This is a genomic window from Streptomyces sp. GL_148 (assembly GCF_057834205.1).
On sequence record NZ_CM174396.1, the window covers coordinates 884,186 to 899,763 of the forward strand.

Consider the following 15,578-nt stretch of genomic DNA (forward strand, 5'->3'; position numbering starts at 1 on the left):
GCAGCAACTTCGATCATTCGACTACGGGATATTCTCCATGGTTCCGAGTCGACAGGCCATCAGTTTGCGGCCATTTCCGGTTCATTTGCTGCGTTGAAGAACTCATCCAGCAAGTCAAAAAGCACCGCCACCATTTGTTCATCCTGTTCGGGAGTGAAGTATCTGATGTCCGGCAGTGAGCCATCGCGATAAACCTCACAGAGCACGAGGAGCGGCCAGAAAAGCTCCGGCCGCCCCTTCCTTCGAGGAAGTAGCCAGCTGTGGAATTCCTTCAGGAAAAAATGGCCTGACCCCATCTCGTACCCCGAAAGAAACGCGCAGGTTCCTTCATAGGTTCGCCGCATGACATAGATGCCGTGATGCTTTTTTAGCTCAGGAAAGAACCCACGCAGCGGTTCACCCATGCCTAGAATCCGAAATCAATGTCGTCTCCATAGTCGAAGCGTTTCTTGAATTCGTCAACCTTGATTCCTCTCGGCGCCCATTGGTCGTAGACCTTCCCGTCCCTGACCACCACAGTGTGATGAAACCAACTCTCGTCGAGTTCTGGAGTGCCAGGCCCATTGGGTCGATACGGGCCCATGGGGAGCCTCTTCCCTTCCGGACCACTGAATGTGAAGATGTCGCCGCCATTCTTGGCGGCATTCTTGGCTGCCCACTCATCGCAGCCCGCATTGTGAACTAGAACCGGTGTCTTTCCTGCCAGCACATAGTACGTGTGGAGGTCGTTGACGGTCAGGTTGTAGGTCGTGGCGTGCTTCGAGAAGGGCTTGTTGGCGGTGACGATGACGGTGTTGCCGTCGTCCGTCAGCAGCGTCATGCCCGGAGCTAGGTCCTGGGCGTTCATCCACGCGTGCGCGGACGGCGACCAGAAGGGGTGCTCGTAGGTGGCGGTGAGGGTCTCGATGCCGTTCTCGGTGGCGATGGAGAGGGTGTTGAAGTGCTTGTCGTCCTCGGTCTTGATGAGGCGGGTCACCTCACGGGCGGCAGTCTTGCCGGACTCGGGGTCCGTGGCCAGGACCTTGTCGCCGACCTCGACGTCCTCGATGTCCTTCGTTGAGCCGTCGGCCATCAGGACCTCGGTGCCTGCGAGGAAGCACTGGGTGCAGCCGCCTCGGCCACCTCGGCCTGGCTGCTTGCCGATGCGCAGGTTGCCTATGCCTGAGCCGTCCTTTCCGCCGAAGGCCAAGCCTTCCGCCGCGCCTGCGGCCAGCAGCCTCGTCCACCGGAAGACGTCGACGTCACCGCATTCCCCGCTGATCTGAGCACAGGTGACCATGACGGCGTAGTTCCGGGCGTACGCGCTAGGTCCTTCATGGCTCGTCCAAGGGCAGGTGAGCTTTCCGTAGAAGCCTCCGCAGTTCCCCTGGATGTAGGAGTTGAACTTGTCGACGAACTCGGTCGCGTGGTCCCAGTTCAGCGGGATCGTGACTTCGGGGTAGACGATCACCGTTTCGTTGACGACGGTGAAGGAGTTGCCCTTGTCGGTGCTGGTGACGATTTCCTGTCCCGACCCGGTGCCGCTCGTTCCGCGCGTGTCGTCCTGGCCTCCCTTCCCTCCCTCTATCGGATGCTCGTTGGCCGGGATTTCCCAGTCGTCGGCCGGCCTCTGGAGGCCGGTGGGGTCGCTGTACGAGACCGGGTTGTTGTTGGCGTAGGCGTAGCCGTTGAGGGACTGGTGCTGGTCGAGGGTCAGGATCGGGTCGACGTTGATGAACTGGCCCGTGTAGGGGTCGTATTCGCGTGCGCCGATGTGGGTGAGTGCGGTGTTGGTGTCGGCAGTTTTGCCGAGGAAGCGTTTGTCATCAGGCCAGGTGCCGAGGGTGTCGCCGCGGGGGGCGCCGAATGGGGTGATGTAGCGCTTGCTGACGGCCTGGTCGTCGCCGCTGTCGATGGCGACGGAGGAGGTGCCGTGGTGGTCGCCGGCGAGGAAGGAGACCTTGGGGGTGCCTGTCTCGGTGCTGCGGACGGCGACGCGCTGGCCGGCGAGGGTGTAGTAGCGGTTGGCCCACTTCTTGGTGCCTTCGAGGTGGACCTCTGTGGCGCCGGCGTAGAGGACGGTTTCGCCGCTGGTGTTGCGGCGGATGAGGAGTTCGCCGTCGGCGTCGTACAGGTAGGTGGTGGTGTCGGTTCCCTCGACGAGCTTGCTGAGTTTGTTCTCGCCGTTCCAGGTCAGGGTTTGGCTGTCGGTGCTGGAGGGGGCGCGTAGGCGTTTGGTGGTGTTGCCGATGTCGTCGTAGGTGTACTGGTCCGCGACGCCCGTGCAGTCGGTGCCGGTGGTGGTGGAGGCGAGGGCGTGCTTGCGGGTGGTGTCGTAGCAGTAGGTGCGGTTGGTGGTGCTGGAGCTGGTGTGCGTGGTTTCCGACGCGCGCTGGCCGCCTGCGGTGTAGGTGTAGGACTTCCAGTAGGAGGCGGGGCCTCCGAGGTTGGCGGTGGTTCGGCCGGTGCTGTCGCAGTTGTCGGTCTTCGGGGTCCAGGCTTCGGTGACGCGGCGCTGGCCGTCGTAGACGAAGCACTGGTAGTCGGCCGCGCTGGCACCGCTGACGGTCGCCTTATCGAAGATCGACTTGACGTTGCCGGCGTCGTCATGGGTGTAGGTGGTTTCCTGGACGAGGCCGTGGGTGGGCTCGTAGACCTTGGTTCCCTTGAGGCGGCCCGTCCCCTCCTCGAAGGTGTTGGCGATGTCGACGTCCTTGACGCCGAGCGCGCCCGAGCGCGAGAGCTTCAGCTGCTGGAGCTGTCCCAGGGGCGAGTAGTCGGCGCTTTGGACGTATCCGGAGGTTCCGGAGAGTCCGTTCGGAAGCAGGTGGTCGTTGTAGTCGGTTTCGATGGCTTCCGAGGGGAGGCCGCCGGCTGCCGGCTCGACTGTGGTGGAGACGGTGCCGTCTTCCCAGAGGTTCGTCTCGTACGAGGTGGTCGCCTTGATGGCGCCCGAGGTGACCAGCGGGTCATCGGAGGGCAGCGTCAGCTCGGTTGTGGCGGGCCGGCCGAGGGAGTCGTACCGGGATATCTCCTTGGTGTAGGCCTTGCCACTCGTGCCGCCGACGTAGCGGATGGCGGCGGTCGGCGCACCCCGCAGGACGGTGTCGTAGGTCCAGGCGGCGAGCTTGTTGGCGTCCGTGCGGGCGGTCTGCCACTTGTCGGTTTTGCGGCCGTGCTCGTCGTAGGAGTACAGGAGCGTGGTGCCGCGGGCGTCGTCCGTGCTGGAGATCTGGTCCAGGGACGTGTAGTGCGTGGTGGTCGTGCCGCTGTCCGGGTCGGTGGCGGTGCGCTGACGGCCGTAGAGGTCGTAGGTGTACGACCACTTGGCGCTGTCCGGCCCGGTGATCGTGGCGGGCAGACCGTCGCGGGTGTAGGTGGACTTCACGCTGGTGTAGGCGGTGCCGAGTGTGGCGCCGTACGCGGCGTCGTCGGGCTGCTCGCCCGAGTAGGTGCGGGTTTCCGTCGTCCGTCCCAGCGCGTCGGTGATGGTACGGGTGGCCGTTCCTCCGTCGGGTGCGGAGGTTGCTACGGAGTCGCCGGTGTAGCTGGTGGTCGTGGACCACTTCTTGACGTCGTTGACCCACAGCGCGGTGGTCGTGGGCCGGCCCGCGCCGTCGAAGGTGGTCTTGGTCTGCGGGAAGGGCCCGCCGGCGTTGACGGACTTGTAGATGCCGTCCGGGATTACCTTGGTGTCTTCCTTGTCGTCTTCCCAGGCGTCGGCGTACGTGTCGTAGGCCAGGCCGCGGGAGTCGTAGCGGGTGTCGGTGAGGATCCGTCCGCCGTTGGCCGAGGCGCTCTGGGTCTGCAGCGGGCGCAGCAGGGAGTCGGTGATGGAGTAGACGGGGGTCCGGTAGGTGGCGTTGTCGTGCTTGAGTCGGGTTATCGAGGTCCAGGGTGCGGATCCGCGCTTGAGGGAGTACCCGTACTTGATGTTCGGGGAGTGTCCGGCGGACTGACTGCGGTTGGGGAGCCAGCTGCCGGTGATGCGGCCGAGCGCGTCGTAGGCACTGCTGGTGAACTTGGCGTTGGCGTCTTCGGTTTTGATCACCGCACCGCGGGCGGGGTCGAAGTAGGTGTAGGTCCGGTGGGTCTGTCCGTTGGAGTCCAGCGTGGGCTTGATGCCCACGGTGGCCGTGAGAGGGCCGACGGTCGCCGGGGTGTAGGTGGTGGTGGAGGTGTTGCCCGCCGTGTCGGTGGCGCTCAGGGGCCGGCCGAGGATGTCGTAGGTGGCGCTGCCCAGTTTCTGCCAGCCGTCCGTCTCGGACGGGGTGCGCGGGGTGGTGCCGTTGGCGGCCGGGTAGGCCTTGGGCCGGCCGGTCCAGGTCGGCAGGCCCTTGGTCGGGACGCGCCCGTCCTTCCAGCCGGTGACCGTGGCGTCGTCGTAGACGGTGGCGGTGTCGGAGATGACGTCGCCGCGGCTGGTGAGCGAGGTGGGCAGGGTCAGCTTGTCATCGGTGACGTCGTTTCCGTCGGCATCGGTACACGCCTTGCCCACGGTCCGGGTACGGGAGACCAGGTCGGTCAGGCCGGCCTGCGGGTTGCGGGCGTACCAGGTGTTGGTGCAGGTCTCGTCGCCGGGCTTGGAAGTGTCGCCCCAAGCGTTGACGCGCGTGACCATGCCGTAGTCGTCGTACACATAGTCGGTCTGGGTCCGACGGAAGTCGGCGGAGGCGGTGAGGTAGGCGTAGCTGGACGCGCGCGAGGTACGGACCCGTGAGGCGGTGATGGTCTTGTCGACCGGTGTGCCTGGATCGTCCGTCTTGTAGACGGTCTGCTTTGCTGTGTTCGTGTATGACGGGTAGTTCAGGGAGGACGCGAGGACGGTTGCCCCGTTGTAGGTGACCGACTGGCGCAGGTAGCTGGCCAGCTGGTCGTAGTCGGTGTAGTCGGCGATCGCGATGGAGCCGGTGCCGTCGATGTCGATGACGGGCACCTTGTTGGTGCGGGTGACGTTCGGGTCGGCTGTCTTGTCGCCGTACATGCCCTGCATGTACACGTTTGTGGTCTTGGAGCGGTTGGAGCCGACGCCGGTGTAGGTGGTGACCCGGCCGTAGCCGCGCCAGCTGGACCAGGTGCGGTCCTCCTCCTTCGTCATGGGGTCGTCGTTGTAGCGCCAGCCGGGCTTCTCGTACTCGTACGAGGTGGACACGGTCGCAGCGGTGACGGCGTCCTTAGTCGTGACGTTGGTGACACGGTACTTGTGGAACCAGTCCAGCTCGCTGTCGCCCCCGTTGACCTTCCACTTCACCGGGTAGCAGGGGCGTGTGGCATCGTCGTTGTCGTCTTCCGCGGTCGGCATTTTGGTGCCGCGGACACACTGCGGGTCGGACAGGGTGACTGTGGTCGTTGACCCGGTCTCAGAGGTGATGGTCTGCATGCGGGGACGCTTGAACGCCAAAACGTCGTCGCCCGCTACGTCGACCCGGTTGGACAGGTTCTGGTATTGGAAGTCGACCGGGTCCAGCTTGAGGTCGGTGCCGTTCTTACCGGTGCGGACGATCGACTTGAGGGCCAGGATCTTCTCGCTCGGAGCGTTGAGATCGACCGGTGGCCTGTACGCCGAGTCAAGGGCGTAGCTGTCGACGTCGGTGAAGGCGTCCGGCTCGAGGGCGGTGGACCACACCTGCGTGTTGATGCCGGTCAGGCGTTTCCGAGTGAAGAAGGAAGGCCCCGTGGCCTGGCAGTCCGTCGCCGTGCTGGCGCAGATGGTGTCGAAGGGTACGTCGGGCCAGTTGTCGGCGGAGTCCTGGGTAAGTGAGGTGCAGTCGGAGTCGCAGCGCTCCTCATAGGCGAAGGCGACCCTGCCGGAGGCTATGCCCGTGAAGAGCGAATCGGCCCGCTGCCCGTACTTGATTTCCTTTAGATAGCCGCCACGCGTGTAGGAGCCCAGCGTCGTCTTGTCGCCATTCTTCGCGTAGTAGTTGCCTTCCTTCGTGTACCAGTACGTGGAGGCGTTGCCCCGCAGGTCCTGGACCAGGTCCAGATTCCAGCGCCAGGCCTGCTGAACGGCACGCCCGGAGAAAGTGCTGCTCTTCTTGTAGCCGGGCTCGCCGTCGTCGTCACCGAAAACAGGAACGGTCCAGACCGAGTTTGTCTCGGTGGCCGCGGCTGCACCGGGGAGCTTGTTCAGGCCGAAGGTGTAGGTGGTGCCGTTACCGGTGACCACCTTCCAGAACTCGCCATCACTGTCCTTCGGGTCGGTGGCGGTGTCACCGTCATCGGTGCTGCCTGCGCCCCGTCCCCGTATGACCTTCGTGCCGTCGTCGTTCTTCAGGCGCCAGGTGTTGCCCGTCGTGTCCGAAGGGTCCTTGACCAGTTCATTGGCCTTGCCGTTCAGGACGAGGGAGGCGTTGTCGTACTTCCAGCACAGGTCGTCCTTGCCTGCTTGGCCGTCGTCCTCGCACAAGCCGTACTTGCGCTCGATGTAGGAGGAGGTCAGGTCGAAGCCCTCACCGACCTGGGAACCCTGGTTGTTTGTGTTCGCGGTGCGGCCGTCGAGGGACCCCGAGTCGTACGACAGGGACAGGGCCGGCACGGGGCCCGCTGCCGCAGGTGGCACCGTGATCGGGTAGGACCACGTGAACGATCCCGATGACCCGCCGGCCTCCCATGTGGAAGAGCTGGCCAGCGGGGTGGCCTTGTAATCGCCGCCGCCCGAGGACGAGGCGAGGGTTGTGGCCATCACCGCGAGCACGGTGGGTTCGGCCGAGGCGGCACCCAGCGATGGCGGACTCAGGGGTTCGTCCTGATCCCGGACCAAGACACTGCCCGTGGGGGCCGGCTTGGGGCCGGACACGGTGACGGTCGCAGACAGCTCATGGCTGGCGAGGTTGTTGCTGGAGGCCACAGGTGTTGTCGTGCGGCACTCCGGGTTGTCAGGAGTGGTCAGCGCGCAGGCGGGCATGACTACTAGGCCCAGGCGGGTGGACCAGGAGCCGCCGACGGCTGCTGCGAAGGAGTCGTAGTTCACTGCGACCCGAGCGCTGCCGGGGGTGGCGGCGGTGGCAGTAAACAGCACGCCGGTGATACCCGCCTTGCGAGCGGCCTGCTGGTCCAGGACCCGCACCGTGGCCTTCCCGGAGGCGGCGGCGCCCGAGCGGACGGTTCGGCCCGGAGAGCCGAGGGTCACCAGCGAGCCCCGGGTCGGGGCGTTGTTCACGTCGCCCGTGAGGGTGGTGGACTGGGGCCAGGTGTTCTTCGGATTGGCCTTGGCTCGCTCGGCCTGGGCCTTGTCCTCGGCCTTCAGTTTGGCGATCAGGTCGGCTGAGGCCACAGTTGCGACCGGCACCGAAGTCACCTTGGCAGGCCGGTGCTGGGGGCTTGATGGGCGGCCAGGTGCCTCTGCGGCGCTGGCGAGGGGCGCGATCGCACCGGACACGGATATGGCCAGGGCGAGGACTCCGATGATCGGTGTTCTCGCCAACGGACTTCTTTTGAACACAAAAAACTCCAGAGCGGACGAGCCGCGGGGTAGAGGTGCGTGTGACTGGTGATGGGCACACGGCGTAGACAAGGGGCCGGCAGGCCGGGGCCGCGTTCTGCGGCCCCGGCCGCTAAGCGCGGGCCCTGACTGCCCTCAAGAGGGCAGCGGTGTCTGGACTAGGTGAAGTCCATCACCTGGGTGGCGTTCTCCATGGCTCCGGACCACAGACGTACGTCGTTGATCTTCCCGGGCAGGTAGTTGCCCCAGTCGCCATTCGCGAGGAGGCCCTTGCCGACCGCGAAGGTCGTGCCGTCCGACGCGGGGGCGTAATATTTTTCCTTTTCAGAGACGAGGCGGCCGTCGAGGTACAACGTCAGCCGGTTGTCCTGAGCGTCGTGGACGACAGTGATCTGCGTGGACGCGTCAAGCACTGCTTGCTCGCTCTCCACCCAGTACGTGCCACCGCTGGAAGTGAGGCGGCCGAAGTACCACTTGCCGACGATAAAGTGCACTTCCTCACCGTCAGGGTTGTGGCCGCCTGGGATTTTTCCGTCCATCTTGAACCAGAGGCCCCAGGCCGTCCCACTACTGGCGCGCTGGCCCAGGATCTGTGCGATGTAACCATCTTGTTTGGTGGCGAGTTTTGCCTTGTCGAGTTCGACTTCGGCGGTAGCGGTGAACGATCCCAGTTCGTCGACGAGCGGTCCTGCGGCCCATCCGTCGCCCGTGGTCCCGTTGAGGACCAGCTTCCCGCCGGCGATGGTCGCGCCCGAGGACAGGTTCAGGTCCCGGTTGTAGCCGGAGGTGTCCGTCAGGACGCTTCCCGCGGCGGTGTCAGGGTTCCAGCGGGCCGAGAGTTCGACCTTGTTCCTGCCGGTGGTCTTGTCGTGCATCTGCACGTCTGCCCGCAGTGAGTCCGGGCTCAGGGCGGCCTGCCAGACGGTCACCTCGTCGATGAGGCCGGGGAAGTCGTTCACCCAAGCATTACGGTGCTTGTTCCGTCCGATGGTCAGCGGGCCCGTCGCGGCCACGGGCGTGAAGGTGGAGGGCAGGTCGAGTCCGCCCTGGAAGTTGCCGTTGACGTACAGCCGAAGTCGCTTGGTCTCCTTGTAGGGGTCGCCGTCAGCGTTGTTGTCGTACTCGACGGCTATATGGGTCCAGACCTTTGGCACGGTCTTCGTGGTGGCGTTCACGACGTACTTGGTGGTGCTGGCGCTGGAGTCGTCTGTGGTGGGCAGGGAGACTGACCAGGTTCCGCCCGCCTCGTGGGTGATGGCGACCGCGCTCATGTACTCGCCGGCTATGCCCGCCATGGCGAAGTCGGTATCAACGCGGTCGGGACGTACCCAGCCTGCGATGGTGAAGGGCTTCCGGGTGTTGATCACGGATCCGGAGGTCGTCGCGTAGTCGTCGACGCCGTCGAGCCTGAGAGCGGTGTCCTCGTGATTGAGCTCGGGGAGCCAGCCGCGGCGACCGTCCGAGGGGCGGGTGGCGCCGTTGCGCAGGTCAGCCGGATCGGGTGAGACGTCCCTGGTCGCGGTGTCCTTGGCATCGTCACCGGACATGTCGTAGAAGTTCCAGTGCGCCACCGGGTCGGGGTCCTCATCGACGGCGAACGGGAACTCCTCCTCCAGCCCCGGGCGCCCGATGCCCACGTTATCCACGGCCTTGACCCGGAGCTTGTTCAGTCCTGGATAGCGCGGGGCAATCTTGATGGACGCACCAGCCGCAGCCGATATAGGGGTCCAATCTTCGTCCCCGGTAACTCTGTACATGTACCCCACGACCTTGGAGTCCTCGCCCACGGCCGGACGGAAGGTGAACGTGCCCAGCTCTGCTGGCGCGCCCGCGGCCGTACAGCTGCTCGAGTCGCACTTGCTGTAGGGACCGCTGGACGAAATCCGTGGCTTCCCCGGAGCTGACGAGTCCAGCTTGAAGTAGCAGGTGACGTAGGCGCTTCCCGCAGTCGCCGCGTTGGCGGCGAAGGATCTGGTCCAGGTGAGGACGCGGTACGTCTTGCCGTCCTGGAGGGTCGGCATCAGTTCCGGTTCGGCGCGGACCTGGGCGTTGGCCCCGTAGTAGCTGTTGTTGGGACTGTCGATGAACGGGCCGGCGTTCACCTTGACCCAGCTCGCCCCGTCCTGCCTCTCGATGAGGAAGGCCACGCGCAGCCGTGCCTCCAGCTCGCCACCCGGATAGACCTTGGTCGTGGCGCGCAGATCAGGCTTGGTGTGCCAGATGGTCGTGGCTTCGGCGAGGCTTTTCTCGCAAGGGGTTCCGTCGATGGTCTGGCCGGTGGGGGCAGCCGGGTTGCCGATGAAGTCCACGGTGAGCGCGGCGTCGTTGCGGAAGCGCTTCCAGGCGCTGGTGTCGCTCTCGTTCTCGGCCCGCAGTTCCAGGGTGAGCGGTGCGCTGCCGGTCGCCCAGGCCTGGACCGTGGGAGTCAGGTTCTCTTCCGGTTCGTCGGGATTGTCATTGAACTCGATCGGAGCAGCCGGCGAGTTCGGATCGCATGCAGATCCCCGCCCCGCGGACACATAGCGGTCTCCCATCAGGTCCGCGTAGGCGGGCCTGGATCCCCAGGTCGTCGACTGGGTGAAGCGGCCCGCTGTACGCACGAGCCACACGTTCCGCGGCTCACACTGGAAGGCCCACGGCTCCGTGATGGTGAAGGTCGCGTCCAGGACCCGCTTGCCTCGCAGGTTGTCCGGCGTGAACTGGAAGTAGAGCCGCTGCACGTACCCCGGAGCTTCACCGCAGGGGATGCCGTGCCACCACCCGCACTGGCCCACACCCTTGCCGAGATTGTCCTCGCCGTTCCCCCAGGCATGCGACTCGTACCCGTCGTCGCGCAGCAGAAGGCGCTCCACGGTTTCGTCCGCGTTGACCTGCGGGTCGATGTACAGAGGAAAGACCGAGGGATCCTTCTGCGCCATGAGCTCGGCGTTCGGGACGACGGTGAGACTCGTGGCGTCTACAGCCAGGGGCAGGCTCGCCGTCTGATCGCCGAGGCCAGGGCCATCGAACGGCGACTCATCACCCTCGCCCGACCCGGCCGTGGGGCTCGGCTCTTCGGAAGTCACTGCGGAGATGCTGTTCATCACGGTGGAGGCCGACTTGACCGTTGACTGAACCGGCGCAGGGTCTTCCGGGCCGCTCGAGTCCCACATCAGTGCCGGCGGGGCCTTGAAGACGGTCTGACCGTCGCTGTTCCAGGCTGTCAGTCCGTTCTCCTTGGACCCGGAGACCTCCAGCCCGTTGGCCTTGAGCGCGAACTTGACTTCCTTCAGCGCCGGGCTCGCCGCGGCCTGGGGAGTCTTGACGACGAGTACCTCGCGGAAACCCTCCACCGTGGCCGTCATGCGGAGGTCGACGCCCGGCAGCACCTCCGGGTAGGTGGCGCTGTCTCCCTCGAGCGTCGGCTTGGGCAGGGGCTTGGCCCAGCCCAGCGCGAGGGTGCGACCGTCCCGCTCGATCTCCACCAGGTCTGATCCGGTACCGCCGCCCGAGAAGCTCAGTCCGACAACGGCAGCTTTCGGCCCCACTGTTCCGTCCGGCCGAGTCACCAACGTCGCATCAGGCTCTACCCAGGCACCATCTGCGCTCTTGACTCGCACAGGCACGGTCGACTGGACGAGACGGAACGATGCTCCATCGGGGTTCGCGTATGTGGTGGTGAACTCCGAGCGTTCGCCCACGAGTTCTACACGCTGGCCGCTCTCGGCGGCCTCCTTCAATGCTTGCTGCCCCTCAGGCAGCGGCGCTTCCGGTCCGGTTGTCGACGCACCAGCGCCGTAAGCGGGTGAAACTCCGACTAGTAGAGCCACACCAATTGTGGTACTTAGAGCACGACGAAGCCGTCTCCGTTGGCTTACTGACACATGCCCACCCCAGAAGAAGGATGAGGGCCTCCCCGGCCCCCACGGCGACGAAACTATGTGCGCCGCACGGCAGAGACTAAGCATTGGATAAGAGGTCTTCAATGCGGATTCGATGATCCGTTGATCACGGTAGAGAGAATTTGCGCCAACAAACTGACATTAGGTCACTGCGGGCTGTATTGGGCTCAAAAATGGATACATTGGGTCAACATCTTCTCGCTTCCCGACGGAAAGATCAGGCCATCTACCATAGGTTTCTGAGCTTCTTGCTGCCCCACTGGCAAAAAATTGCGACCTCTGATGCTGCTGTCGATCTGGAATGAGTGTCGCTCTTCCCGTACGCAAACTCTGCAAGTATGTTCTGTCATGTACGCGCCACATTCTGACTGGCGCGATATGGGCGGTGTCGCTATTTCCGCAAGAGGGTGTTTGGTCCGTTTTGTATCTCCCGATTGTTTGGTTGAGGGTGGTCCACGCTCGCTATCGGGGGGTCGATCCAGCCACGCCCCGGACCTGGTGCCAGGGGTTTTGGGCGCGGGACTGGGCGCGCTCGAGGTACTCGCGCTTTACCGTGGCCGAGCCCGGTTTCCAGCGGCCCTGGTGGGTCGGGTCGGCGCCGGCGTCCGCGATCTGCTGGGCTCCGCCGCGGCGTAGGCCGTGGGAGGTGACCAGGTGCCAGGTGGGGAGGCCGGCCAGGTAGGCGCGGTGGCGGACCCAGTCGTTGAGGGCGTCGCCGGTGACGTAGTCGCCGCGGGCGGTGGCCGCTGAGCGGTTCTGGAGCCGGCCTTTTGAAGTGAGGGCCCGCAGGAGGGTGCCCTCGTGGATTCCCATACGGTGCAGGCAGTTCAGCCAGTCCCTTACGGCTGTGACCGGGTCGTAGCGGGGGGATGAGGGGTCGGACGGGATGAAGGTGCTCTCTCCCTTTCCCTCCTGGTCGGTCTTCGAGTAGGCGATCCACAGGTCGACTCCGCCGTCCTCGACCTCGACGTCGGCGATGTCCAGGTCAGCCAGTTCGATGCGGCGGTTCAGCGCTCCCCGGCCGACCAGGAGCGCGCAGCGGTCCCGTAGTCCGGCGGGTGTGTGGAGGTCGCAGGTGTCGACCATGGCGTGCAGCATCGCCTCGGTGATGGCCGGTGCCTTGCGGACACGGTTCCGCTTGCCCCACTCCTTGCGGTACTCCGCCAACATGCCGCGCGCTTCGGTCGTCCCGGGCCGGCGGTCCTCGGGCATCCACATGCGGACGCCCGACATGTACGTACGGATGGTGTTCGGCGCCATCTCGCGGGCGATGAGCCCGGCGACCCACTCCACGTACGTGGCCGTCGTACAGGGCCGCGCGACCCGGCCCATCTCCTCACACCACTCGGCGAACTTCCTGCGCTGGCTGGCGTAGTTGCGGTTGGTGTTGGCGGGCGCGGACTTGTCGCGCAGGCGCTGGGCCGTGTCCGCGGACACCTCGAAGTCCGTCCGGGTGTACGTCGGCGCGTCCGCCTCCGTGGGGACGGCCTCCCCCGGGTAGAGGATCGTGTGCTGGTCGACCAGGGGTCGAGGAAGGCGTGCCGGGTTGGCCGCGGGTGCCGGTAGTAGCTCGCCATACTCGACGAGCTCGGCCTCGACGATCTCGGCGCTGTCCCGCTCCTCCACCGCGGACTGCTGATGCTCGCTCATGTACCCCTCCCCTGACGATCCTTCCTGGGCAATCACCCTTGTATAAGGGAATTTATACGAGGGTTCTGAGATCGCGCCCCCGGGGCAAGCCTCAACGAGCCATCGCGACGGCGATCCGCACGTGTTCTTCCTGGGGGTCGAGAGGGTCCCCGTGGCGGCCCCGCAACCGCGCAGGGAAGAGGATCGGCGTGGAGCCGGGCGAGGCCGGTAAGGTCATGGCGAGTGGTCCCAGGGGGCCGGCCGACACACGGGGGTTTCGACAATTGCTTACGCCTGAGGAAATCTGGGAGGCAGCCGACCTCCCCGCGCGTCGGCTCGCCGGGGTGGCCCTCAATCCGTCCTCTCCCGACGATGTCCTGTTGCGTCTGCTCGCCGACGGTCCGCCGGCCGTACGGATGGTGCTGTGCCGGGACCGGATCCTGCCCGACGCCGTAGTCGACGCCGTACTCAAGCACCCCGACACCCGTACCCGCAGCTTCTTCGCCCGCAACCCCCACGTCGATCCGACCCAACGGGCCCAACTGGTGGACGATCCCGAGTGGTTCGTCCGCGCTCACCTCGCCGAGGCTCCCAGAATGCCCGTCGGCGGTGTGCCCAGGCCGCTGCCCGACGAGGTCATCGTCCACATGATCAGCACGTATGACAATGACATCCTGCAGGGCACCATCTACCGACAGATCTCCCCCGTGCTGCAGCTCTCCATGCCCACCCATCCGGTCGCGAAGGTCCGTTGCTGGGGGGTCGGAAGGTGGAACCAGCTGCCCGCCGAGATCCAGGACGCGCTGCTGGCAGATCCGGACAAGGACGTCCGGGAGAGCGCACAGAGAAGCGCACAGCGGCACGCGCAATCCCAGGATCCGGCGTGGGTGGAGCACAATCTGCCCGACCGGACGTGCCACGCACGCTGGGACATGCTGATGCACCAGGCCCTCAGCAGAACCGTCGTGGACAGCGTCCTGACCGCTCCGGTCGCCGACGACGAACGGGGTGCGATCGCCGGCAACCCCAGCCTGCCCGCCGACGTGGCGGTCCTCCTGGCCGGCGATCCGGACCCCGCGGTGCGCGAGCGGATCGCGTACCGCAGGGACCTCGGACCTGCCGAGCGCCGAGCGCTCGCCGTGGACCCTGACCCGAGGGTGCGGCTCGCCCTGTCCGTGCACCCCGAGCTGAGCGAGGAGGAACGGGCCGCGATCGACTACGAGATCCCCGTGGACGACTCCTTCCAACCGTGGCCCGGGCCCCTCGTGCCCCGAGACCCCCACCACGTCCGCCGGGACGCGAGCTCCGCCCACCCGTTCCTGCGCCAGAGGGCGGCCATGGACCGCACCCTGCCGCCCGACCTCGTAGAACGCCTGGCCGCCGACGAGGATCTCGGCGTACGCGTCCTGCTGGCCCAGAACCATCCGGACGCCCCGGCGTCACTCCTGCTGCGCAGCTTCCTCGACTACACCGGCCACGAGCGCGCACACCTCACCACCCGGCCGAACTTCCCTACGGCCGGCCTGGCAGCCTTCGCCGACCACGAGGACCCCGAGGTCCGCGCCTTGGCCGCCCGCGACCCCCACACCGCGCCGGCCACCGTAGAGCGCCTCACCCGGGACCCGAACCCCACCGTGCGCGCCGCACTGGCACGCCACCCGAATCTTCCACAGCACCGGCTGACGGAACTCCTCGACGACGAGGAACTGGCCCACGCGGCCGCGGCGAACCCGGCATTGGCCGACGAGGAGATGCACCGACTGGTGGCGATGCGGGGACGGCGGGCGTGAGGTCGCCGACGGACCGGTGCTGGCGTCGGTCCGCAAGAGCATGAAGTCGATGCCGTCCTACGAGATGCCGTCCTACGAGATGCCGTCCGACGACTTCGTAGCGGTGATCCGGCGGGACGCGCCGGACGCCGGTGAGCTCCTGTGGATGAAGGACGACCGTGCGTACTGCTCCGCGATCGTTCGCGAGGGGCCGGCCAGGATCGAGTGCGGCTCTCTGCCGGAGAGCCTGCCGCGCAAGGGCATCCTGAAGGTGACTACGGGTGAGCCGTACCAGGAGAAGCCCGGCGAGCAGCCCAGCCTGTTCGTCTTCCTTGCCGTCGTCGAGGGCGAGCACGGCCCGTATGACTACAGGGGGGCGACGCCAGAAGCGGCGGGCTCGATCCACGACGCCGTCCTGACCTTCGCTTCGGGCCGCAAGCTGGGCCTGATCTCCTACGAGAAGCACTCGCGCCAGATTCCGGAGACTGAGATCTGCGGCGCGGACGACGCCGTGTGCTTCCCGGCCTACTACCCGAACCGCTAGGTTCCCCGCCGATCTTGGACCGCGCAAGGATGCCATCCAGACTTTCATCCGAAGGGGTCGTGCCGCGTAAGTACTTGATCCACGTCCCTGCGGTGCTGCTCTGACGGCGCGGTCCGGGTCCAAGTAGCGTCAGCGCCAGGGGGCACTTGCTGTTGTGGCCGCGGTCAGTCCCGGGTGTGTTTCACGGGAGGCCGGCTGCCCCGGGCGATCGAGCACAGGATGTGCCCCCTCGCCCGGGGCGATGGCCGGACGTTCTTCCTTCGCCGGCCCCCGCACACCTGGGGATCCCCTGGAAAGGTCGTGATGACAACCCATCTCAGCGCCCGAATGTC

At 66.0% G+C, this 15,578-nt stretch carries 6 protein-coding genes; 2 read left to right on the top strand and 4 right to left on the bottom strand.

Annotated elements, in window-relative coordinates; genetic code table 11:
- Nucleotides 1-59 precede the first annotated feature (59 nt).
- The 4 genes from AC3IYI_RS04000 to AC3IYI_RS04015 form a co-directional block, all read right to left on the bottom strand.
- Nucleotides 60-404, bottom strand: coding sequence for a hypothetical protein (locus tag AC3IYI_RS04000; RefSeq protein ID WP_489408879.1), 345 nt, complete (start codon nucleotides 402-404; stop codon nucleotides 60-62).
- Between the two features lie 2 nt (nucleotides 405-406).
- Nucleotides 407-7,270 carry a polymorphic toxin-type HINT domain-containing protein gene (locus AC3IYI_RS04005; protein ID WP_489408880.1) on the bottom strand — a complete coding sequence of 2,288 codons (6,864 nt, stop codon included), beginning with the start codon at nucleotides 7,268-7,270 and terminating at the stop codon, nucleotides 407-409.
- A gap of 311 nt (nucleotides 7,271-7,581) precedes the next feature.
- A complete protein-coding gene (locus tag AC3IYI_RS04010; protein ID WP_489408881.1) occupies nucleotides 7,582-11,142 on the bottom strand; it encodes a LamG-like jellyroll fold domain-containing protein in 3,561 nt (1,186 codons plus the stop codon).
- A gap of 624 nt (nucleotides 11,143-11,766) precedes the next feature.
- The gene (locus AC3IYI_RS04015) at nucleotides 11,767-12,954 is read right to left on the bottom strand and encodes a site-specific integrase (protein WP_489408882.1); all 1,188 of its coding nucleotides are present in this window, start codon (nucleotides 12,952-12,954) and stop codon (nucleotides 11,767-11,769) included.
- A 323-nt stretch (nucleotides 12,955-13,277) separates the two neighbouring features.
- On the opposite strand from AC3IYI_RS04015, the gene AC3IYI_RS04020 reads away from it, so the two are divergent.
- Both AC3IYI_RS04020 and AC3IYI_RS04025 read left to right on the top strand, forming a co-directional pair.
- On the top strand, nucleotides 13,278-14,723 hold the full coding sequence (locus AC3IYI_RS04020; protein WP_489408883.1) for a hypothetical protein: 1,446 nt from the start codon (nucleotides 13,278-13,280) through the stop codon (nucleotides 14,721-14,723).
- Nucleotides 14,724-14,772: 49 nt separating this feature from the next.
- A complete protein-coding gene (locus tag AC3IYI_RS04025; RefSeq protein WP_489408884.1) occupies nucleotides 14,773-15,246 on the top strand; it encodes a hypothetical protein in 474 nt (157 codons plus the stop codon).
- Nucleotides 15,247-15,578 lie beyond the last annotated feature (332 nt).